The organism is Streptomyces lonarensis (assembly GCF_012033735.1).
Lineage (GTDB): Bacteria > Actinomycetota > Actinomycetes > Streptomycetales > Streptomycetaceae > Streptomyces > Streptomyces lonarensis.
On sequence record NZ_JAAVJD010000001.1, the window covers coordinates 73,114 to 94,615 of the forward strand.

19 protein-coding genes are annotated in these 21,502 nt (G+C 73.6%); 9 read left to right on the plus strand and 10 right to left on the minus strand.

Translation table 11 applies throughout. The features are described from left to right. Positions 1-175 precede the first annotated feature (175 nt). On the minus strand, positions 176-1,054 hold the full coding sequence (locus tag HCN56_RS00370; protein ID WP_167967368.1) for a GDSL-type esterase/lipase family protein: 879 nt from the start codon (positions 1,052-1,054) through the stop codon (positions 176-178). Between the two features lie 280 nt (positions 1,055-1,334). On the opposite strand from HCN56_RS00370, the gene HCN56_RS00375 reads away from it, so the two are divergent. Further along, on the plus strand, positions 1,335-1,829 hold the full coding sequence (locus tag HCN56_RS00375) for a DUF3145 domain-containing protein (RefSeq protein WP_167967369.1): 495 nt from the start codon (positions 1,335-1,337) through the stop codon (positions 1,827-1,829). Positions 1,830-2,093: 264 nt separating this feature from the next. Here the strand turns inward: HCN56_RS00375 and HCN56_RS00380 are convergent, their stop codons facing one another. From HCN56_RS00380 to HCN56_RS00400, 5 genes are all read right to left on the minus strand, one after another. Next, positions 2,094-3,362, minus strand: a complete 1,269-nt coding sequence (locus HCN56_RS00380; RefSeq protein WP_167967370.1) for a beta-ketoacyl-[acyl-carrier-protein] synthase family protein — start codon at positions 3,360-3,362, stop codon at positions 2,094-2,096. A 112-nt stretch (positions 3,363-3,474) separates the two neighbouring features. After that, on the minus strand, positions 3,475-3,723 hold the full coding sequence (locus tag HCN56_RS00385) for an acyl carrier protein (RefSeq protein WP_167967371.1): 249 nt from the start codon (positions 3,721-3,723) through the stop codon (positions 3,475-3,477). A gap of 93 nt (positions 3,724-3,816) precedes the next feature. Then, on the minus strand, positions 3,817-4,821 hold the full coding sequence (locus HCN56_RS00390) for a ketoacyl-ACP synthase III (protein WP_167967372.1): 1,005 nt from the start codon (positions 4,819-4,821) through the stop codon (positions 3,817-3,819). Positions 4,822-4,843: 22 nt separating this feature from the next. Then, the gene (locus tag HCN56_RS00395) at positions 4,844-5,782 is read right to left on the minus strand and encodes an ACP S-malonyltransferase (RefSeq protein WP_167967373.1); all 939 of its coding nucleotides are present in this window, start codon (positions 5,780-5,782) and stop codon (positions 4,844-4,846) included. A gap of 94 nt (positions 5,783-5,876) precedes the next feature. After that, a complete protein-coding gene (locus tag HCN56_RS00400) occupies positions 5,877-7,067 on the minus strand; it encodes a PucR family transcriptional regulator (protein ID WP_312870969.1) in 1,191 nt (396 codons plus the stop codon). A gap of 221 nt (positions 7,068-7,288) precedes the next feature. Between HCN56_RS00400 and HCN56_RS00405 the strand changes: the two genes are divergently transcribed. Together HCN56_RS00405 and HCN56_RS00410 are read left to right on the plus strand one after the other, a co-directional pair. Continuing rightward, a complete protein-coding gene (locus tag HCN56_RS00405; RefSeq protein ID WP_167967375.1) occupies positions 7,289-8,008 on the plus strand; it encodes a pirin family protein in 720 nt (239 codons plus the stop codon). 181 nt (positions 8,009-8,189) lie between these two features. Beyond that, positions 8,190-9,488, plus strand: a complete 1,299-nt coding sequence (locus tag HCN56_RS00410) for a DUF2330 domain-containing protein (protein ID WP_167967376.1) — start codon at positions 8,190-8,192, stop codon at positions 9,486-9,488. Between the two features lie 16 nt (positions 9,489-9,504). Here HCN56_RS00410 and HCN56_RS00415 read toward each other — a convergent pair whose 3' ends face one another. After that, complete coding sequence (locus tag HCN56_RS00415; RefSeq protein ID WP_167967377.1) at positions 9,505-10,332, minus strand: serine hydrolase domain-containing protein; 828 nt, start codon at positions 10,330-10,332, stop codon at positions 9,505-9,507. Between the two features lie 367 nt (positions 10,333-10,699). On the opposite strand from HCN56_RS00415, the gene HCN56_RS00420 reads away from it, so the two are divergent. Continuing rightward, positions 10,700-10,984, plus strand: a complete 285-nt coding sequence (locus tag HCN56_RS00420) for a hypothetical protein (RefSeq protein WP_167967378.1) — start codon at positions 10,700-10,702, stop codon at positions 10,982-10,984. Between the two features lie 106 nt (positions 10,985-11,090). Here the strand turns inward: HCN56_RS00420 and HCN56_RS00425 are convergent, their stop codons facing one another. The 3 genes from HCN56_RS00425 to aceE form a co-directional block, all read right to left on the minus strand. Continuing rightward, complete coding sequence (locus tag HCN56_RS00425) at positions 11,091-11,975, minus strand: DUF4429 domain-containing protein (protein ID WP_167967379.1); 885 nt, start codon at positions 11,973-11,975, stop codon at positions 11,091-11,093. Between the two features lie 189 nt (positions 11,976-12,164). Then, a complete protein-coding gene (locus HCN56_RS00430; protein ID WP_312870968.1) occupies positions 12,165-13,367 on the minus strand; it encodes an alpha/beta hydrolase in 1,203 nt (400 codons plus the stop codon). 310 nt (positions 13,368-13,677) lie between these two features. Further along, the gene (gene aceE, locus HCN56_RS00435; protein ID WP_167967380.1) at positions 13,678-16,410 is read right to left on the minus strand and encodes a pyruvate dehydrogenase (acetyl-transferring), homodimeric type; all 2,733 of its coding nucleotides are present in this window, start codon (positions 16,408-16,410) and stop codon (positions 13,678-13,680) included. Positions 16,411-16,855: 445 nt separating this feature from the next. On the opposite strand from aceE, the gene HCN56_RS00440 reads away from it, so the two are divergent. The 5 genes from HCN56_RS00440 (at position 16,856) to HCN56_RS00460 (ending at position 21,169) form a co-directional block, all read left to right on the plus strand. Then, positions 16,856-17,284 carry a DUF3052 domain-containing protein gene (locus tag HCN56_RS00440; protein ID WP_167967381.1) on the plus strand — a complete coding sequence of 143 codons (429 nt, stop codon included), beginning with the start codon at positions 16,856-16,858 and terminating at the stop codon, positions 17,282-17,284. 303 nt (positions 17,285-17,587) lie between these two features. Then, positions 17,588-18,046 carry a peroxiredoxin gene (locus HCN56_RS00445; protein WP_167967382.1) on the plus strand — a complete coding sequence of 153 codons (459 nt, stop codon included), beginning with the start codon at positions 17,588-17,590 and terminating at the stop codon, positions 18,044-18,046. Between the two features lie 115 nt (positions 18,047-18,161). After that, the gene (locus HCN56_RS00450) at positions 18,162-18,743 is read left to right on the plus strand and encodes a TerD family protein (RefSeq protein ID WP_167967383.1); all 582 of its coding nucleotides are present in this window, start codon (positions 18,162-18,164) and stop codon (positions 18,741-18,743) included. 268 nt (positions 18,744-19,011) lie between these two features. Beyond that, positions 19,012-20,142 (plus strand): DUF475 domain-containing protein, encoded by a 1,131-nt coding sequence (locus HCN56_RS00455; protein ID WP_167967384.1) that lies wholly within the window; start codon positions 19,012-19,014, stop codon positions 20,140-20,142. A gap of 265 nt (positions 20,143-20,407) precedes the next feature. After that, positions 20,408-21,169 (plus strand): Tellurium resistance, encoded by a 762-nt coding sequence (locus tag HCN56_RS00460; RefSeq protein WP_167967385.1) that lies wholly within the window; start codon positions 20,408-20,410, stop codon positions 21,167-21,169. The last annotated feature ends 333 nt before the right edge of the window (positions 21,170-21,502 follow it).

Below are 21,502 nucleotides of genomic sequence, written 5' to 3' on the forward strand. Positions count from 1 at the left end.
CGCACGCCGCGCCCCGGGGTCGACGTGTCGGCGTCGACCCCTGCGGCGGAGGTGCGGACCGGGCGCAGGTGCGGCTGGGTCGCGCCGTGGCTGAGGCCCTGCCGTGGAGCGCGGGCCACGGTCGCGCTGCCGGGCATCCCGGACCGGCCCCGCAGCGCCGCGAGGCGGCCGGTGGTCAGTCCTCCCGGGTCACCGCCGCGTGCGCCAGCTCCGCCAGCGCGGCCTGGCCCGTGGGGCTGGGGTGGAACCAGTCCCACTCGCTGAGGTCCTCCAGCGCGAAGGCGTACCCGTTGACGGCGCCGTCGTCGTACCGGCAGAGCACGTCCGCCGCGCAGACCTCGTCGAGCGCGGTGTTGTACGCGTCCACCCGCTCGGCGACGGCCGCCCGCCGCTCCTGGGTCTCCTCGTCGTCCGTGGCGGCGTCCCGCAGCATCGACTGGCAGATCCCGAACTGCCACGCCATCCGGGCGCGGTCCTCCTCGCGGCCGGTTCGCCACAGCTGCATCAGGTCCGGAACGCTGGCCACGAAGATCTGCGCCTGCGGCGCCTCCTCGCGGATGACCTCCACCGTCTCGGCGAAGGCGGCGCGGAACTCCTCCGGCGCGGTCATCCGCTCCGGTGTCCTGGTGCAGGCGTCGTTGGCGCCCGCCAGGACGGTCACCAGCTCCGGTTCGTTGGCGGCGGCGAGTCGGGCCTGGCCGGGCAGGTCGGCCATCATCGCGCCGGCCACCGCCTCGTTCCAGGTCTGTGCCGCGCCGAGTCGCAGCGCCAGACTGTCCACCTCGGCCTCGGTCCCGGTGGCCCAGGAGACCTCCGGACAGTCGGCGAGCAGTTCGCAGGAGTCGAAGCCGGTGGTGATCGAGTCGCCGATGGCGGCGACCGAGGCCGGCTCGGTGTTCCAGCGCGGGCCGGCCAGGTCCTCGTGCCGGGAGTCCTCCCCGGCGTCGCCCCGGGTCGCGGACGGCTCCGAGGAGGAGCACGCGGCCAGCGTGGCTGCGGCGAGCAGCGCGGCGAGCGCGGGGCGGATCGGACGGGTGGGGCGGCTGACCGGCATTCGGCTCCCTGCTCCGGACGGGTTGACATGGGTGTCGCCGCGGAACCGGCACTCGTGGCCGCACGGTAACTTGGGACCCGGCCCGGCCTGCGGGTGTGCGGGTCCGCACCACCAGCGTAAGAGATCCGCTCGCCGTCACACGCTGCCGATTTTGCCAGGATGTGGCTGTCTGTGGTGTTTACTGTTCGCTGAGTGACGATGCGCGGGCGTGGGCGACCCCGCGCCGGCTCGGGTCCGGCCGCCGGCCGACCGGGCCCCGGCAGGAAGGGCAGGAGGTCAGATGACCACGCGAGGTGTCCTGTACGTGCACTCCGCACCGCGTGCGCTGTGCCCGCACATCGAGTGGGCCGTGGCCGGGGTGCTCGGCACCCGTGTCGGTCTCGACTGGACGAGACAGCCGGCCTCGCCGGGCACCTGGCGTGCCGAACTGTCCTGGCAGGGCGCGGTGGGCACGGCCTCCCAGTTCGCGTCCGCGTTGCGCGGCTGGCAGCTGCTGCGGTTCGAGGTCACCTCCGAACCCTGCGCCACCGCCGAGGGCGAGCGGTACAGCTGCACCCCCGGCCTCGGCATCTACCACGCCGTCACCGGCATGCACGGCGACATCATGATCCCGGAGGACCGACTGCGCGCCGCCACCGCGCGCGCCGCGCTCGGCGAGAGCGACCTGGAGGTCGAGATCACCCGGCTGCTCGGGAAGCCCTGGGACGACGAGTTGGAGCCCTTCCGTCACGCGGGGGAGGGCGCGCCCGTGCGCTGGCTGCACCAGGTCGTCTGAGCTGAGCGCGTGCGTGAGACCCCGCGGCGGGTCTGCTCGCGGCGTCGGCCGCGGTCGGCCGCACGGCGGAGCGGCGCCCCGCGTACCGGGTCGTGTTCGGGCACCTCCGACAACGCAGCACATGGCCGTGGGCGTCGCGGGCCCGGTACGGGTCTCCGGCAAGCCCTGAGGGCGCTGCCCGTCGCGGCGCGGAAGACGACAACGGCTGCGGGGCCGGGACCCTGGAGAGGGTTCCGGCCCCGCAGCCGTGAGGTCGACGCGGTGTCAGACGGTGCGGAAGGCCAGCACCACGTTGTGCCCACCGAAGCCGAACGAGTTGTTCAGCGCCGTCAGGCGGCCCTCGGCGGGCAGCGCGCGCGGCTCGCCGCGCACGACGTCCGCGTCCACCTCGGGGTCGAGCTCGTCGACGTTGAGGGTGGGCGGGGCCTGGCGGTGGTGCAGCGCCAGGACGGTGGCGACCGTCTCGATGCCGCCCGCACCGCCGAGGAGGTGACCGGTCATCGACTTCGTGGCGGAGACCGCCACGTGGTCGACGTGGTCGCCCAGGACCTTGCGGAGCGCCTTGACCTCGGCGACGTCGCCCTGCGGGGTGGACGTGGCGTGCGCGTTGAGGTGCACGATCTCGTCGAGGTCGATGTCGGTTGCGTCCAGCAGGTTCTGCAGCGCCGCCGAGATGCCGCGGCCGGTGGGTTCCGGCTGGGCGATGTGGTGGCTGTCCGCCGAGAGGCCCTGGCCCAGCAGCTCGCAGTAGACGCGGGCGCCGCGGCGCTCCGCGTGCTCCGCCGACTCCAGGACCACGACGCCGGCGCCCTCACCGAGCACGAAGCCGGAACGGCCCGTGTCGTAGGGGCGGGACGCGCCCTGGGGGTTCTCGTTGTCCTTGGACATCGCCATCATGTTGGCGAAGGCCGCGATGGGCAGCGGGTGCACGCACGCCTCGGTGCCGCCGGTGACCACGATGTCCGCCCGGCCACTGCGGATCATCTCCGCCGCGTAGCCGATGGCCTCGGCGCCGGAGGCGCAGGCGGAGACCGGGGTGTGCACCCCGGCCCGGGCGCCGACCTCCAGACCGACGTTGGCCGCCGGGCTGTTGGGCATCAGCATCGGGACGGTGTGCGGCGACACCCGCCGCGCGCCCTTCTCCAGCAGCACGTCGTACTGGTCCAGCAGGGTCGTCACGCCACCGATGCCGGAGGCGATGACCGTACCCAGCCGGTCCGGGTCCACCGTGCCCCCGACCTCACCGGCGGGACCGGTGAGGCCGGCGTCCGCCCACGCCTCGCGGGCCGCGATCAGCGCGAACTGCGCCGACCGGTCCAGCCGCCTGGCGAGCGGCCGGGGAAGAACCTCTCCCGGTTCGACCGCGATGGACGCGGCGATCCGCACGGGCAGCTCGGCGGCCCATTCCTGCTCCAGGGGGCGCACACCCGACCGCCCAGCCATCAGGCCGTCCCAGGTCGATGCGCTGTCGCCGCCCAGGGGCGTGGTGGCGCCGATACCGGTGACGACCACCGTTCGATTGGTCGCGTTCACGGGATTGTCTGCTCCGCTTGTCGAGGGTGGTGGAACTCCGCCACCCCGAGAGGGGTGGCGGCGGGCACGGGGGGACGGGCGGCCGGGAGCCGCCCGCAGCGGACCGGGTGGGTCAGCTCTGGTGCTCCAGGATGTAGTTGGTGGCGTCGCCGACGGTCTTCAGACCCTTGACGTCGTCGTCCGGGATCTTGACGTCGAAGCGCTCCTCGGCGGCGACGACGACCTCGACCATGGACAGCGAGTCGACGTCCAGGTCGTCGGTGAAGGACTTGTCCTCGGCGACGTCCTCGGTCGGGATACCGGCGATCTCGTTCACGATCTCGGCGAGACCGGCGATGATCTCTTCCTTCGTGGCAGCCATGTGCGCCGCTCCTTCGAATCTGTGTGTTCCGCGGCGAACCGCGTGGGTGTGAATGACGGTCCGGCGGGATGCCGATCCGTCGGGGGATATGTCCTAGGGGAGGGTAACGACTGTCGCCGCGTACACGAGACCCGCCCCGAAGCCGATGAGTAGTGCGGTGTCGCCGCTCTTGGCCTGGCCGGTGGCGAGCATCCGCTCCATCGCCAGCGGGATGGAGGCGGCGGAGGTGTTGCCGGTGGTCTCCACGTCCCTGGCGATGGCGACGTGCTCCGGTAGCTTCAGGGTCTTGGCCAGCGAGTCGATGATCCGCATGTTGGCCTGGTGCGGGATGAAGGCGTCCAGCTCCTCGGGGGTGATCCCCGCCGCCTCCAGCGCCTGCGCCGCCACCTTCGCCATCTCGAAGACCGCCCAGCGGAAGACCGTCTGGCCCTCCTGCCGGAGCGCCGGGAAGCGGGCGACCTCCCCGTCGCGGTACGCGGTCCACGGGGTGGTCTGCTCGATCACGTCGGCCTTGTCGCCCTCGGAGCCCCACACGGTGGGGCCCATGGCCGGGACGTCGGAGGGCCCGACGACCACGGCGCCGGCGCCGTCACCGAAGAGGAACGCCGTCGAGCGGTCCTCCCGGTCGGTGAGCTCCGACAGCCGTTCGACGCCGATGACGACGACGTACTCGGCGCTGCCCTCGACCACCATGCCCTTCGCCACGGCCAGGCCGTAGCCGAAGCCCGCGCAGGCGGCGGAGATGTCGAACGCCGCTGCCTTGCCGGTGCCCAGCCGGTGGGCGATCTCGGTCGCCACCGACGGGGTCTGCATGAAGTGGGACACGGTCGAGACGACCACCGCGCCGACCTGCTCGGGGCCGATGCCGGCGTCGGCGAGCGCCTTGCCCGCCGCGGCCAGCGACATCTCGGCGACCGTCTCGTCGTCGTTGGCCCAGTGGCGGGTCACGATGCCGGAGCGCGAGCGAATCCACTCGTCCGAGGAGTCGATGTGCTTCAGGATCTCCTCGTTGGGGACCACCCGCTGCGGGCGGTAGCCGCCGGTGCCGAGGATCCGCGCGTACGGGGCACCCTTGCTCGACCTGAGAGACGCTGCCATCGTCTGAGGGCTCCTGTTCGGCTTAGTGCTCGCCCGCGGAGTACTCCGCGACGAGTTCACGGGCTGCGGAGAGTTCGTCGGGTGTCTTGACCGCCAGGTTCCGCACCCCGGGGAGCGCGCGCTTGGAGAGCCCCGCGAGCGTCCCGCCGGGGCAGACCTCGACGAGCGCGGTGACACCCTCCGCCCGGAAAGTCTCCATGCACAGGTCCCAGCGCACCGGGTTGGACACCTGGGCGACGAGGCGGGAGAGCACGTCCTTGCCCTCGACCACCACCGCGCCGTCCGCGTTCGAGACGTACCGCACCACCGGGTCTCCCGGCGTGAGGCCGAGCGCGGCCTCCTCCATCGCGGCCACCGCCGGCGCCATGTGCGCGGTGTGGAACGCGCCGGCGACCTTCAGCGGCCTCACGCGGGCCTTCTCCGGCTTGTCCGCGGCCAGCGCGGCCAACTGCTCGGTGGTGCCCGCCGCCACGACCTGCCCGGCGCCGTTGACGTTGGCCGGCGTCAGTCCCAGCTCCGCGAGCTTCGCCGCGACCTGCTCCGGGTCGCCGCCCAGCACGGCGGACATGCCGGTGTCGGTGACCGCGGCGGCCTCCGCCATCGCCAGCCCGCGGCGCCGTACCAGAACCAGCGCCTCCTCGGCCGTCAGCACACCGGCGAACACCGCGGCGGCCAGCTCGCCGACGCTGTGGCCCGCGACCAGCGCGGGCGCCGGGCCGGCGGCGGGCAGCGTGCCCAGCACGGCCTCGGCCGACAGCAGCGACGCGGCGACCAGCAGCGGCTGCGCCACGGCGGTGTCACGGATCGCGTCGGCGTCGGCCTCGGTGCCGTAGTGCACCAGGTCGAGGTCGATCGCGTCGGACCACCCGCGCAGCCGGTCGGCTGCGCCGGGGAGTTCGAGCCAGGGGGTCAGGAAGCCAGGCGTCTGGGCGCCTTGGCCGGGAGCGACGAGAACGAGCACCCTCACACTCTCTCGCGGCTGCGGTGCCGGGCGCGGGTGGGGACCGTCACCAAGAACCGTGGGGCAAATTGTCACCCTCCGACAAAAGTCGTGCTCAGTGCGAGCTCCGCGCCTCGCCCGCGCTGAGCCGTCCGAGCATCAGGGCGACACGAAGCGTGAAGGCGGAGCGAACGTCGGACGGTGACCAGCCGGTGACGTCCGTCACCCGTCGGAGCCGGTACCGGACGGTGTTGGGGTGCACGAACAGCATCCGCGCGGCGCCCTCCAGGCTGTTGGCCTGCTCCAGGTAGACGCTGAGTGTCTCCAGCAGGGCGGAGCCGGCCCGCTCCAGTGGTCTGTAGATCTCCTCCACCAGCAGCCCCCTGGCGGTGGCGTCCCCCGCCATGGCCCGCTCCGGCAGCAGGTCGTCGGCGGCCACCGGGCGCGGCGCGTCCGGCCACGCCGCGCAGGCGCGCAGCCCGGCGGTGGCCGCCTGCGCGGAACGGGTCGCCGCCTGGAGGTCCGCCACCAGCGGCCCCGCCACCACCGGCCCGGCCGCGAACGGCGCGATCAGGGACTTGGCCGCCCGCAGCGGATCGTCGGTCCCCCCGACGATCACCACCAACCGCTTGCCCAGCACCCCGGTCAGCACCTGCATCTTCGCGTACCGGGCGGCGCGGCGGATCGCCTCCACCGTCAGCTCGTTGTCCCCGTCGGGCGCCGACCCGACCACGACCGTCACCCGCTCCGGGGAGTCCCAGCCCAGGGCCGCGGCCCGCGAGACGTCGCCCTCGTCGGCCTCACCGGAGACCACGGCGTTGACCACCAGCGACTCCAGCCGGGCGTCCCACGCGCCGCGGGCCTCCGCCGCCTGCGCGTACACCTGAGCGGTGGCGAACGCGATCTCCCGGGCGTAGACGAGGAGCGCGCCGCGCAGCGCGTCCTCCCCGCCGGGGGCGGCGATCTCGTCCACGGCGGTCTCCACCACCTCGATGGTGGTGCGCACCATCTCCACCGTCTGCCGCAGCGTCACCGCACGCGTCAGTTCACGCGGCGCGGTGCCGAAGACGTCGGTCGAGATGGCCTGCGGCGCCCCCGGGTGCCGGAACCACTCGGTGAAGGCGGCGATCCCCGCCTGCGCCACCAGCCCGATCCAGGACCGGTTCTCCGGTGGCATCACGCGGTACCAGGAGAGGTTCTCGTCCATCCGCGCGATGGCGGCGGCGGCCAGCTTGCCCGCCGAACGCTCCAGGTTCCGGACGGTCGCGGCGTGCACGGGCCCCACGGGGCCCCGGGCACCGGGCACGTTCCCGGCCGCACGGCTCACCCGCGGCGCGCGCGGGTCGGCCGTGGCGTTGTTCTCCTGCTCAGGTGTGTCGGACACGGTCCCAGACTGCCTCATCGGCGCCGCAGGGCAATCCCCAGGGGTCCGCCCCGGCCACGCGCGGCGCCCGCCCCGGCGCGGGGCCGCGCCGGCCCGGACCGGCGCACGCGGCGGTCCGCGCGCCCCGCCGATACGGTGGGCGCATGGATGCGGACGGCGGGACCGGGATCGAGATCCGACGAGCCGGGGACCGCTACCGGGGCGGCGACCCGGCGGCCGGTGTCGAGACCCGGCACGCGTTCTCCTTCTCCGGGTTCTACGACCCCGGGAACCTCCGGTTCGGCCCGCTGACCGCCTGCAACGAGGAACGGCTCGACCCGGGCGCGGGCTACGCGGAGCACACCCACCGCGACCTGGAGATCGTCACCTGGGTCGTCGAGGGCGAACTGACCCACCGCGACAGCGCCGGGAACGCCACCGTGGTGCGCCCCGGAGACCTCCAGCGCCTCACCACCGGCGCGGCGGCACGCCACGTCGAACGCAACGACGGCGCCCTGCCGCTGCGCTTCCTCCAGATGTGGCTGGTGCCGGACGTCCCCGGCGGGGCCACCGAGTACACCGTGGTGCGCGCCTTCCCTCCCGGGGCGGAGCACCGGCTGCCGCGGACCGACGCGACGCTGCGGGTGGCCCGCCCGGAGCCGGGGGAGGAGGTGCCGCTGCCCCGCACGCCCCTGGCACACCTTCAGGTGGTGCGCGGCGCGGCGCGGCTCGGCGCGATCGGGCTCGCACCGGGCGACGAGGCACGGATCACCGCGCCGGTCGCGCACCGCCCGGCGCTCGTCGGGACGACCCCGGGGACCGAGGTCCTGCTGTGGGGGCTGCGCCCACCCGCCCCGCCGCCGACCGGACCGCACGCGGCCTGAGCGCTGCGACGCGGTGCGGCCCGCACCGGTTCCGGACCGCGTCGAGCCGCGTCGCCCGCGGCACCCGCAGCCTGGCCGGGAAGAGGCCCGAGCGGCCGCTGCCCGGGAACCCCGGGTCGCGCGCCGGCGTCCGATCGGCAGGACCGGGGGCATCGAGCCGCCGGTGCGAAGGGGGCGACGGATGGACAGGTGGGGTGGGTCCGCGCGGGGCAGCGGCGCCGGAGACAGCAACGGGACCGCGGCCGCGCGGTCGGACAGCGGGACCGGGGGGACGGCCATCGGGCCGGGGCCGGGGCCGGGGACCGGTGTCGGCGGCGGGCGACCGCTCGGCGGGCGGCTCGCCGCCCTCCTCGCCACGGCGCTGCTGCTCGCGCTCAGCCAGCTCGCCGCCCTGGCGTGGCCCGCCCACGCCTGCGGCTGCGGCGCCATGGTCACCGCGGACGGCAGCGAGCTGAGCGTCACCGAGGAGAGCGCGGTGGTGGTGTGGGACGGCGACGGCACCCAGCAGATCGTGATGCGGCTGACGGTGGACGGCGACGCGGCGGCCGCGGCCTGGGTCATGCCGGTGCCGGATCGGGCTGAGGTGACCCTGGGCGATCCGGAACTCTTCGCGGAACTGGCCGAGGTCGCCGCGCCGGAACAGCGGGTGGACCGCTACTTCTGGCCACGTCCCGGCGACTGGCCGCGGGAGGCGCCGGCGGACACCGCGGGCGCCTCGGAGGGTTCCGCGCCCCCGGTCGCGGTGGTCGGGCGGGAGCGGCTGGGCCCCTTCGACGTGGCCCGGCTGGCGGCCGCCGACCCGGCGGCACTGGCGCGGTGGCTGGCGGAGAACGGGTTCGCCCTCTCCGACCGCCTCACCGGTGCGCTGGAGCCGTACGTGGCGGCAGGGTGGGAGTACGTCGCGGTACGGCTCGCACCGGAGGAGGTGCCCGGGGGCGCCGACCCGGGCGGTGGTGCTCCGGGCGGCGGGGAGCCGGTGCTCGCCGGGCCGCTGGAGCCCCTGCGGCTGACCTTCGCCACCGACCGCCCCGTCTACCCGATGCGGCTCTCGCAGCTCGCCGCCACCCAGCAGGCGCTGCGGCTGCACGTCCTGGCCGACCACCGCACGGTGACCGAGGGCACCATCGGCGGGGACCCCGTCGACGTCGTCTTCGCCGGGCGGCTCACCCCCGACGGGCTGGCTCCCGGCCCGCTGCGGAGCCTCGTCGGGGAGGGGCGGTTCCTGACCGTCCTCCACCAGGACTTCCCCGACCCGGCGGCGATCGACGGCGACCACCACCTGGTCCGGGACCGCACCGACGCGGAGTTCCGGCGGGTCGAGGCCGGCGAGGAGCTGCTGACCTGGGGGCCGGTGCCGGCCTGGCAGGCGGTGGTGGCCGCCTCCGGCGTGCCGGTCGCGGCGGCGGTGGTCGCCCTCCGGCTGCGCCGCCCGGCGGCGCGACCGGAGGGCACCGCCGCCGGCGGGGGACCGGGGAGGTGACGTGGGGCGCGGCTGCTCAGCCGCGCCCGGCCAGCTCGGCCAGGACCGCGTCGGTGAACGCCGGCCACGCCTCGGCCGCCCAGGGGCCGAAGGCCCGGTCGGTCAGCGCCACGCACGCGGCGCCGGCCTCGGGGTCCACCCAGAGGAAGGTCCCGGACTGCCCGAAGTGGCCGAAGGTCTGTCGGGAGGACCGTTCGCCGGTCCAGTGCGGTGCCTTGCCGTCGCGGATCTCGAACCCGAGCCCCCAGTCGTTCGGCTTCTGGTGGCCGAACCCGGGCAGCACCCCGGAGAGCCCGGGGAAGTGGACCGCGGTCGCGTCCGCCAGGGTCCGGGGCGAGAGCAGGCGCGGGGCCTGCAGCTCGGCGGCGAACCGGATCAGGTCGGCGAGGGTGGAGACGCCGTCCCGGGCCGGGGACCCGTCCAGCGAGGTGGCGGTCATCCCCAGCGGCTCCAGCACCCCCTCGCGCAGGTAGTCGGCGAACGGGATGCCGGTCGCGCGCGTGAGGTGGTCGCCGAGCCGGTCGAAGCCGGCGTTCGAGTACAGCCGCCGCTCGCCGGGGGGCGCGGTGACGCGGTCCTCGTCGAAGGCGAGCCCCGAGGTGTGGGCCAGCAGGTGCCGGAAGGTCGACCCCTCCGGCCCGGCCGGCTCGTCCAGTTCGACCGCGCCCTCCTCGACCGCCAGCAGCGCGGCGTAGGCGGCGAGCGGCTTGGTGACCGAGGCCAGCGGGAAGCTGTGGTCGTCCGGCCCGTGGCTGCCGACGAGGGTGCCGTCGGCGAGGACCACGGCCGCCGCGGCCGTGGGAACGGGCCACTGTTCGATGTGCGCCAGAGACTGCATGTGCATGTCCCCGACCCTATGTGCTGCGCCGGGAGGCGCCGAGGGGCGGTGGCGACGGGACCGTCGGGAGGGCCTTCTCCCTTGTCCCGCCGACGAGTCGAATGGCCGGGCCATGACATCGAGGGTGGCCCGCCGCGCGCCGGTGGAATAGCATCCACGCCAGGCGTGACCGTGAGGTTCGTCGACACGGTGGTCTGCTGGGGGCTGGAAGATGATGTGTTCGCAGTGCCAGATCGGTCGTCCCTGGGACGCCAAGGGGCGCTGCCGGCCCTGCTCGATCGGCAACGTGAACCTCGGTGCGCCCGTTCCGGCGGGCGCCGGCACCGGCGGAGGTGCCCAGCCCACGCCGCCCCCGCCCCCCGCCAATCTCACCATGACGCCCGCCCCCGAGGCGCCGGCCGTCCCGGTCGCGGCCCCGAAGGCCCCCGTGGCGTGCAGCCAGTGCTGGATCGGGGTGGCCTGGGACGACGAGGGCCGCTGCCGGCCGTGTTCCGACGGCGGCGTGCGCCTCGCCCCCGTCACGCGCCGCAAGGAACTGACCGCGGCGACCGAGGAGGAGGCGCCGCCCCCGCGGTCGGCGCTCTCCCGCGCCCGGCGGTGGTTCGGCGAGCGTCGCAACTCCTCCGACCCCGGCGTGGACGGCGACGCGCAGGAGTGAGCCCGCGGCCGCGGTCCGCCGGCCGGACCAGGCCGTCCCCGGCCTCCGCGGTCCCGCCGCCCCGGCAGGGACGCGCTGCCCCGCCCGCAGCCGCCGGGCCGCCGTGTCACAGCTGGGAGAGCAGCTCCCGCTTCTTCGCGGTGAACTCGTCGTCGGTCAGCAGCCCAGCCGTGTGCAGCTCGCCGAGGTGCCGGATGCGCTCGGCGATGTCCGCCGGGTCGCCCCGCTGCTCCCGCGCCGGCTCCGGCACGCCCCCGAACTCCGGTTCCGCTTCCTGGATCGCCTCCAGCACACCGGCCGCGAGCGGCAGCGACTCGTGGACCAGCCCGTAGCCGAGGGCGAACACCACGGCCGCCGGGTCCTGGTCGGCGGGCGGGGGCGCCGGATCGGTCACCGCCAGCCCGTCCGCGCCCCGGCGGACCAGCCGCAGGCAGCCGCCGGACCCCTCCGGCGAACGCCAGTCGACCCCCGCCAGCTCGTTCACCTGGAACGCCTGGTCGCCGGCCTTCCATTTCGCCGAGGTGGCGCCGGTCCAGAACCAGCGGAACGAGACGGCCTTGCCGTCGAACGCGACCTTGCCGTCGTAGGCCTTGAAGGACAGCGGCGCCGTCGGCGCGGCCACCAGGAACCGGTCGGCCGGCTCGGCGGCGTACGGCCGCAGCGCCCCGCGCACCCGCTCCGCCGCCTCCTCGGCCTCCTGCCTCCGCTCCTCCGGCAGCACCAGCCGGTAGGGGTTGGTGGCGGCACGCAGTTGCCCGGCCGCTGCCTCGATCAGCGGGTCCGCGCCGTCCCGCGGCGTGGCGAACAGTTCGACCGTGCCCCGCTTCGACCCCGGGGCGACCTCGACCGCACTCAGCGCCTCGTACGGGACGCGGCGCTCTCCCAGCACGTGGAAGAGCTTCGGTGTGCGGATCCCCCGTTCGAAGCGGATGAGCATCGAGTCGGTGTCGAACTCCCATGAGGAGTGGATTCCGGCCAGCACATCACCCATACGGGTCATCGTATGCGGGGAAGCGCCCATACTGGCTACCCTCTGCGGGCAACAGGTGGCCGATTCACGCCATTACGCAGCTCAGAGCGGGTGTGCGACTGTCCGCCGACGGGTGGGCCGGTGGAGTGACGGCAGGCCGGGAGCCGCCGGTGGCGCGCGTCGGACGCCTGCTGGCGCGCCCCCGCCCCGTCACGTCGGGAGCCCCCGCGGCACGCAGTACGGGCCCTCACCGCCCCGCGCCGCACGGTCCACCAGCCCCGCGCCGATCCGCCCGAACCCCGTCAGGCTGTCCGTCCCGGGCAGGAAGTACCCCCCGTGGCCGGGCACCTCCTGGGCGGCCACGGGCAGCGCGCCGAAGGCGGGATCGGCCGGATCGGGGCCGTGGCCCAACGGACCGACCGCGAGGTGCGGCAGGTCGCCGATCCAGTCGGCCGGGGAGCGCGCCGCCCAGATGCGCGCCCGGGTGCCCAGCTCCTCGGCGTGGGCGGCACGCACGCCGGGGCTGCCCGCGACGGCGATGTCCGTCACCCGGTCCGGCAACCCGCCCGCCGCGAGGCCGCACACCACCGAACCGTAGGAGTGGCAGAACAGCGCGACCGTCGCGTTACCCGGCAGTGCGGTGACCGCAGCGGTCAACCGCCGGGCGCCCTCCTCCGCGGGGCCCGCGGTCGCGGCGGAGACCTTCACCCCGCGCGGCGCGGTGTAGTCGGCCCAGGCGATGACGGCGGTCCGCCGGTCCGGGTCCGCCTCGCGCTGCTGCGCGTGGAGCGCCCGCGCCATGCCGGCCGGTGCCCGGTAGCGCAGCCGGGTCCGCTCGAAGGTGAGCAGGTCGGTGTCGACGCCCGGCACCACGACCGAGATCCGCTCCGCCTCGTCCAGGTCGCCGACGACCTCCGCCACCCGGCCGCTCCCCGCGGGGTCGAAGGCGAGGATCTGTCGGCCCTCGGCGAGCAGTGAGGAGAGCCGGTGGACCCGGCGGGCCGCGTCGTGCCGCCCGGCGGCGGACAGTCTCGGGTCGTGGCTGCGGAGCTGCTCGCGGTCGCGTGCCGCGGCGAGGGCGTTGCGGTTGGCGGCGTAGCGGATCTCGGTCGGGACACCACCCAGGTTGCCGACCACGAGCGGATGGCGTTCGGCCAGCAGCACCTGCTTGCGGTACCCGACGGAGCCGAAGAAGTCGGCGACGGCCTGCGGGCCGGCGAGCGGGTCCGGCAGCGGGGTGCCGGTGATCCGGTCCTCGCGCCAGGCCTGCAGCTGGCCGGTGTAGCCGTCCGGTTCGACGGTGCCGGTGCGGTGGAGCCAGCCCGAGGTCAGCAGCACGGCGAGGACCACCGCCAGGGTCGTCACCACGCGCCGGACGGTGGTGGCCGAGAGGACGGACCGGGAGTGTTCCACCGGTCAGCATCCTAGAAGCGCCACCCCGGTGTTCCGCCATGGCCCGAAGGCCCCGACCTGGGGCTTTCGGTGTGTCGTGCACCACAGCGGGCCCCGTACGGGACGCCCGGCGCACGCGGCAGGGAGCGCGGAGCCGCCCGCCGCGCCACGGGTCGCACGCCGTCGCGGACCCGCGCCCGGCGCGAGCACCGGAACGGCGCATCCCCCCCGTTCACCCCACCCGTGCACCGGCGCCGGGAACGCCGGACGCCCGGGAGCCGTGGGCTCCCGGGCGTCCGATCCGGCCGCGCGGGCCGGGGTGTGCTGTGGGTCAGGCATCGCCGCCGGCGGCGCCGGGGTCGGCAGCCGCCACGTCCAGCAGCTGGTAGCGGTCGATCGCCTGCTTCAGCGCCGAGCGGTCGATCTTGCCCTCACGGGCCAGCTCGGTCAGCACGCCGAGCACGATCGACTGCGCGTCGATGTGGAAGTGGCGACGCGCCGCACCGCGGGTGTCGGCGAAGCCGAACCCGTCGGCGCCCAGCGACTGGTAGGTGCCGGGCACCCAGCGCGCGATCTGGTCCGGGACGGCACGCATCCAGTCGGAGACGGCCACGAACGGACCCTCGGCACCCTGGAGCTTGCGGGTGACGAACGGGACCTGCTGCTCCTCCTCGGGGTGGAGGAGGTTGTGCCGCTCCACCTCGACGGCGTCGCGCCGCAGCTCGTTCCAGGAGGTCGCGGACCAGACGTCGGCCCGCACGTTCCACTCCTCGGCGAGGATGCGCTGCGCCTCGACCGCCCACGGCACGGCGACACCGGAGGCCAGGATCTGCGCCGGGATCTCCCCGCCCTGCCCGGGGGCGAAGCGGTGAATGCCCTTGAGGATGCCCTCGACGTCGGCGTCCTCCGGCTCGGCCGGGTGCTTGATCGGCTCGTTGTAGACCGTGAGGTAGTAGAAGACGTCCTCGGCGTTCTCGCCGTACATCCGCCGCAGACCGTCGCGGACGATGTGGGCGATCTCGAAGCCGAACGCCGGGTCGTACGCCACACACGCCGGGTTGGTGGAGGCCAGCAGGTGCGAGTGGCCGTCGGCGTGCTGGAGCCCCTCACCGGTGAGGGTGGTCCGGCCGGCGGTCGCGCCGAGGACGAAGCCGCGGGCGAGCTGGTCGGCCATCTGCCAGAACTGGTCGCCGGTCCGCTGGAACCCGAACATCGAGTAGAAGACGTAGATCGGGATCAGGTGCTCGCCGTGCGTGGCGTAGGACGAGCCGGCGGCGATCAGGGAGGCGGTGCAGCCCGCCTCGCTGATGCCGTCGTGCAGCATCTGCCCGGTCGGCGACTCCTTGTAGGAGAGCAGCAGCTCCCGGTCGACCGACTCGTAGGTCTGGCCCAGCGGGTTGTAGATCTTCGCCGACGGGAAGAAGGCGTCCATGCCGAAGGTCCGGTACTCGTCCGGCGCGATCGGCACGAAGCGGTTGCCGATCTCCTTGTCCCGCATGAGGTCCTTCAGCACCCGCACGAACGCCATGGTGGTGGCGATCTCCTGCGAGCCGGAGCCCTTGCGCGCCGTGGCGTACGCCTTGTCGCCGGGCAGTGCCAGCGGCTTGGAGCGGTCCACCCGCGTCGGTACGTACCCGCCCAGCGCGCGGCGCCGGTCGTGCATGTACTGGATCTCCTCGGAGTCCCGGCCCGGGTGGTAGTACGGCGCGACGCCGTCCTCCAGGTCCTTGTCCGGCACCGGGATGTGGAGGCGGTCGCGGAAGCGCTTGAGGTCCTCGACCGTCAGCTTCTTCATCTGGTGGGTCGCGTTGCGGCCCTCGAAGTTCGGACCCAGCGTCCAGCCCTTGACCGTCTGCGCCAGGATCACCGTGGGCTGGCCCTTGTGGGTCTTCGCTGCCTGGTAGGCGGCGAAGATCTTGCGGTGGTCGTGGCCGCCGCGGCCCAGGTGGAGGATCTCGTCGTCCGACATCTTCTCGACCATGGCGCGCAGCCGCTGGTCGTCACCGAAGAAGTGGTCGCGGATGTAGCCGCCGGTCTCGGTGGCGTAGGTCTGGAACTGGCCGTCGGGCGTGGTGTTGAGCTTGTTGATCAGCACGCCGTCGCGGTCCTGGGCCAGCAGCGGGTCCCAGGAGCGGTCCCAGACCAGTTTGACGACGTTCCAGCCGGCGCCGCGGAAGACGGACTCCAGCTCCTGGATGACCTTGCCGTTGCCGCGGACCGGGCCGTCGAGGCGCTGCAGGTTGCAGTTGACCACGAAGGTCAGGTTGTCCAGGCCCTCGCGCGCGGCGAGCGTCAGCTGGCCCAGCGACTCCGGCTCGTCCATCTCGCCGTCGCCGAGGAAGGCCCAGACGTGCGACTTGGAGGTGTCCGCGATGCCGCGGGCCTGGATGTAGCGGTTCATCCGGGCCTGGTAGATCGCGCCGAGGGGGCCGAGGCCCATCGAGACGGTCGGGAACTCCCAGAACTCCGGCATCAGGCGCGGGTGCGGGTAGCTGGAGAGACCGTCGGGGGCCTTCGACTTCTCCTGGCGGAAGGCGTCGAGGTGCGTCTCGTTGAACCGGTCCAGCAGGTAGCCGCGGGCGTAGATCCCGGGGGAGGCGTGCCCCTGGAAGAAGATCTGGTCGCCGCCGTCGCCCTCGTCCTTGCCGCGGAAGAAGTGGTTGAAGCCCACGTCGTAGAGGGAGGCCGACGAGGCGAAGGTGGCGATGTGGCCGCCGACGCCGATGCCGGGGCGCTGGGCGCGCGAGACCATGACGGCCGCGTTCCAGCGCGTCGCGTTCAGGACCTTGCGCTCGACTTCCTCGTCACCGGGGAAGAAGGGCTCGTCCTTGGTCGCGATGGTGTTGACGTAGTCGGTGGAGTTCATCTCCGGGACCGCCACGCGCTGGGCGCGGGCCCGTTCGATCAGCCGCAGCATCAGGTAGCGGGCGCGCTCCCGGCCGCGTTCGTCCACCGCGGCGTCGAGGGAGTCCAGCCACTCCTGCGTTTCCTCGGGGTCAAAATCCGGGACCTGGCTGGGAAGGCCACCAATGATGATCGGGTTGCGATCGGATGCGGAAGCCACGCTGTTCCTTCGCTCTGAGTTGTCTTGCTCTGCTGGTGTCGCGCCGCCTTCCATCGTGTACCTCCGGAAGCGAAACGTCATCTCTACTGGAAGGTAACTCCCAGGTGATGAGACGCCCGTCCTCGTGAGCGACGTGCCCGGCCGGGCAGGCGGCCGCAGGGGCGGCCGACCGGCAACCCTACGCGCGCACCTGTGGGTCGTTGCCGGGCGGGCTCCGTGTCGTGCGCCACCCGAATCCGGGGGAGGCGCCACGAAGCGGCGAGCGAAGATCAAACTGTGTCTTTAATCACGCAACCGGACGTACTGTGGAGCCAGAAGTCAACCTTTGGGCGGGCGCGTCGGCCCGGTACTTGCGTGATCCGCTCCGCCCGTGTGGACTACCGCTCAGGCTCGCGCGTGCGCGAGCCTGAAACAGTACTTCACAACCAAGGACAGGAGGCCATCCGTGAGCGCGACCGCGGACCACGCGGAGGAGCGGACCAACCCCGCCGAACGGCTGGGTTTCCAGCCCGGGCAGGTGGTCCAGGAGCTCGGCTACGACGAGGACGCCGAGCAGGAACTCCGTGAGGGAATCGAGGCCATCACGGGCCAGTCACTCGTCGACGAGGACCACGACGACGTGGCGGATGCCGTGGTGCTGTGGTTCCGCGACGACGACGGTGACCTGACCGACGCGCTGGTGGATGCCACGACACTGATCGACCCGGGCGCCCCCGTGTGGCTGCTCACCCCCAAGACCGGGCGTGAGGGCTACGTGGAGCCGAGTGAGATCGGCGAGGCCGCCCAGACGGCCGGCCTGGCACAGACCAGCACGATCAGCGCCGGCAAGGACTGGTCCGGCAGCCGTCTGGTGACGCCCAAGAGCCGCAGGTAGCCCCGGCCGGAACCCCCGGCCCGGGCGGCCCGGCCGCCCGCAGAGTTCGAACCAGCCGTCCCCGGCGCCCCGTAGGGCGCCGGGGACGGCCGCGTAGGGTGGGAACGTCCCCGCCCGCCGCACCCTCCGCCGCCGACGGCGCGCACCCCGTGCCCGCCGACAGCCACCACGGCCCGTTCGGCGGCGGCCGCACCGCCCGCACCCGGGCGGTGGTCAGGTGTGCGACACCCGGTGACGACCGGGCCCGTCCCTCGGGCCCGGACCCCAGGTCCGTCAGCACAGGAACCAGAAAGGGGAGCGCGCGTGGCGATCGTGCCCGGCTCCAAGGCGCCCGACTTCACCCTCCGCAACCAGCACGGCGAGAGCGTCAGCCTCTCCGACTTCCGCGGCCGGAAGAACGTCGTCCTGCTGTTCTACCCGTTCGCCTTCACCGGCACCTGCACCGGCGAGCTGTGCGCCCTGCGCGACCAGTTGCCCACCTTCGTCAACGACGACGTGCAGCTGCTCGCCGTCTCCAACGACGCCCCGTTCTCGCTGCGGGTCTTCGCCGAGCAGGAAGGCCTGGAGTACCCGCTGCTCTCGGACTTCTGGCCGCACGGTGAGGTCTCGCGCGCCTACGAGGTGTTCGACGAGGACAAGGGCTGCGCGCTGCGCGGCACCTTCATCATCGACAAGGAGGGTGTCGTGCGCTGGACCGTCGTCAACGGTCTGCCCGACGCCCGCGACCTCGACGAGTACGTCGCCGCGCTCCAGGCGCTGTGACACCGTCCCCGCCGCCCCGCCGACGGCGCGGGCGGCGGGGCCCGTTCCCGCTCCCACCTGCCCGGCTGGCATATTTGAGCGGGACCCGATGACCTGAAGAACACTGGAGGAACACGTGGGAGTCAGCCTCATCAAGGGCGGCAACGTCTCGCTGACGAAGGCGGCGCCGAACCTCACCGCCGTCACCGTGGGGCTCGGCTGGGAGGCCCGCGCGACGACCGGCGCCGACTTCGACCTCGACGCCAGCGCCCTGCTGGCGGGGGCGGCCGGCAAGGTGCTCAGCGACGCGCACTTCATCTTCTTCAACAACCTGAAGAGCCCCGACGGTGCCGTCGAGCACCTGGGCGACGAACTGGTCGGCGGCTCCGGGGAGGACGAGGACGAGGAGGAGATCATCGTCGATCTCGCCACCCTCTCGCCCGAGGTGGACAAGGTGGTCTTCCCGGTGTCGATCTACGACGCCGAGACCCGCCAGCAGAACTTCGGCCAGGTGCGCAACGCCTACATCCGGATCGTCAACCGGAGCGACGGCAACGAGCTCGCCCGCTACGACCTGTCCGAGGACGCCTCCTCGGAGACCGCGATGGTCTTCGGCGAGCTGTACCGGCACGGCACCGAGTGGAAGTTCCGCGCCATCGGCCAGGGCTACGCCTCCGGGCTGCGCGGCATCGCGCTGGACTACGGCGTCAACGTCTGAGGCGTTCCGGCGCCCCTCGCCCCGCCCGGGGCGCGCGGTCCGCGGTCCGCACCACAACTGAACACCCCCGTCCGGCCCAGTGGCCGGAACCGCGACCGGTGCCGCGCTCGTTTCCCTCGCAGGGAGCGGGTGCGGCATCGGTCGTCGAGGCCCGTCCCGCCGTCCGGACGGCCCGCCCGGGCGGCGCAGGCCCGTGTCCGCCGCGCACGCGCCGCCGTCGAGTGGGCGACCGGCCGCCGGGCCGGCCGCCGGGGAGATTGAGGACGCTGTGGTCTGGAAGACGTTCGGCTGGTCCTTCGGCGTGACGGTGGTCGGGCTCGCCACCGCGTTCTGGCTCTGGGGGTGGGAGGGGTTCGCGGTCGTCGCGATCCTCTCGGTGCTGGAGATCTCGCTCTCCTTCGACAACGCGGTCGTCAACGCCGGCATCCTCAAACGGATGTCGGCGTTCTGGCAGAAGATCTTCCTCACCATCGGCATCCTGATCGCTGTCTTCGGCATGCGGTTGGTCTTCCCCGTCGCCATCGTCGCCGTCACCGCGGGGGTGGGCCCGATCGAGGCGGTCCGGCTCGCCACGGACGAGCCGGACACCTACGAGATGATGGTGACCGACGCGCACCCCTCCATCGCCGCCTTCGGCGGGATGTTCCTGCTGATGATCTTCCTGAACTTCGTCTTCCAGGAGCGGGAGGTGCACTGGATCGGCCCGCTGGAGCGGGTCCTCGCCAAGCTGGGACGGATCGACGGGTTCGCGGTCGGCGTCGCTCTCGCCGGCCTGCTGCTGACCGCCTCCACCATCGCGACCCACGCCTACCAGCACGGCGGCGCCCACGTCGACAAGTCCGCGACGGTCCTGCTCTCGGGCGTCGCCGGCGTCCTGACCTACCTGCTGGTCGGCGGGTTGTCGGGGTTCTTCGAGAAGAAGCTGGCGGAGGACGAGGACCGGATCGCCGCCGCCGAGGAGGCCGCGAAGCGCGTCGGGCGGCAGCCCACCGTGGCGGGGGTCACCGGCAAGGCCGCGTTCTTCCTCTTCCTCTACCTGGAGGTGCTGGACGCCTCCTTCTCCTTCGACGGTGTCATCGGCGCCTTCGCCATCACCAACCACATCTTCTGGATGGCGCTGGGGCTCGGCATCGGCGCCATGTACGTCCGCTCGCTCACCGTCTTCCTGGTGCGGGAGGGCACCCTCGACGCCTACCGGTACCTGGAGCACGGCGCCCACTACGCCATCGGCGCGCTCTCCGTGATGCTGCTGGTCTCCATCCGCTGGCACCTCCCGGAGCTGGTGACCGGCGGCCTCGGTGTCGGGCTCATCGCCGCGGCGTTCTGGTCCTCGGTGCGGGCCAACCGGGCGGACGTCGCCGCGGGCGGGACCAAACCCACGGTGGCAGCGGGCGGCTGACCTGCCGGAGCGCGGAGCCCGCCGGCCCGATCGTCCCGCTTCGGCAGCCGGTGGGCCCCGCGAGGTGTGAGCGGGCCGCGAATGCGGAAGTCTTTAGGGCGAGGCCGGCCCCGCTCGGGTCGAACCCCGGGACGGGTCGCGCCTCGCCAGCGTGTGCGGGCACCGGTCCGCCGTCCCGGCCCCGCCATCCGAGGACGGCGACCGGGCCGGTTCCCCCGTGCCGCCCGGCCACCGATCAGGGCGAAGGGGACGGTAGGACAAGAGCATGGTCTCGCTGTGGGATTACTGGCGCCGTGCCCGGACGCCGGTGGCGAGGTTCGACGCCAGCGGTGGCTCGTCCAGCTACGCCATCGAACTCACCCGTCGGGCGCCCCGCATCTCCCTCTCCGAGCAGGGCGCCGCCTCCGGGACGCTCCGCGTCAGCCTGACGTGGCGGATGCGTGCCAACGACCTCATGGGCGGCAAGAACCACCGCAAGCTCAACGCCTGGCGCCACCCGCTCCAGTTGTTCCGGCCGGCCGAGGTGGTGGGCCACACCCAGGGCATGGTCGACGTCGACTTCGACCTCGCCTGCCTTTACGAGCTCAACGACGGCAGCAAGGGCGTGGTCCAGGCGCTGGGCGACCTCCTCGGCGATTTCAACGGGCCGCCGTACCTCAAACTGAGTGGCGACGACCGCTTCGGCGGGGGCTCCGGCGAGGTGCTCTACGCCAACCTGGACTACCAGGAGGAGATCAAGCGGCTGCTGATCTTCGTCTACATCTACGACGGCACCCCGGCCTTCGACCGCGCCGACGTCTCGGTGACGCTCGACGCCGGCAACGGCACCCACGTCGACATTCCGCTCACCGACCCCTCGCCGCAGGCCCGCTCCTGCGCGGTGCTGCTGATCGAGCACGAGGGCGGCGACCTCGTGGCACGGCGCGAGGTGAAGTACGTCTACGGCTTCCAGTCGGAGATCGACCGGCTCTACGGCTGGGGCATGGCCTGGGGCCGCGGCAGTAAACCCAGCCGGCTACGTCGCTGACCGCGCGTCGCTGACCGCGCGCCGCTGACCCCGCCCCGGGCGTGACGCGCCGTCCGGCGGGCCGGGCAGCGCGACCGCCGTCAGCCGGCGTCGCGTACCGACCGGAACTGCGGCCCCTGCGGCGGTAGTTCGACCACCGCCGGCGGTGTGCTTCCCGCGGCCCCGAGCGGTGCGGACGCGGGGGCGGGTGCGACGACCTGGGGTGACGACACGGCGGGTGGTGCGGCGGCTGCCGGCGGCGCCGCCCCGTCGACGGGCGGCGGGGGAGGAGTCGCTGCCGAAGGCTGAGCCGGCGCTGCCGGCGCCAACCCCCCGCCCGGCCCGCTCCCGGGC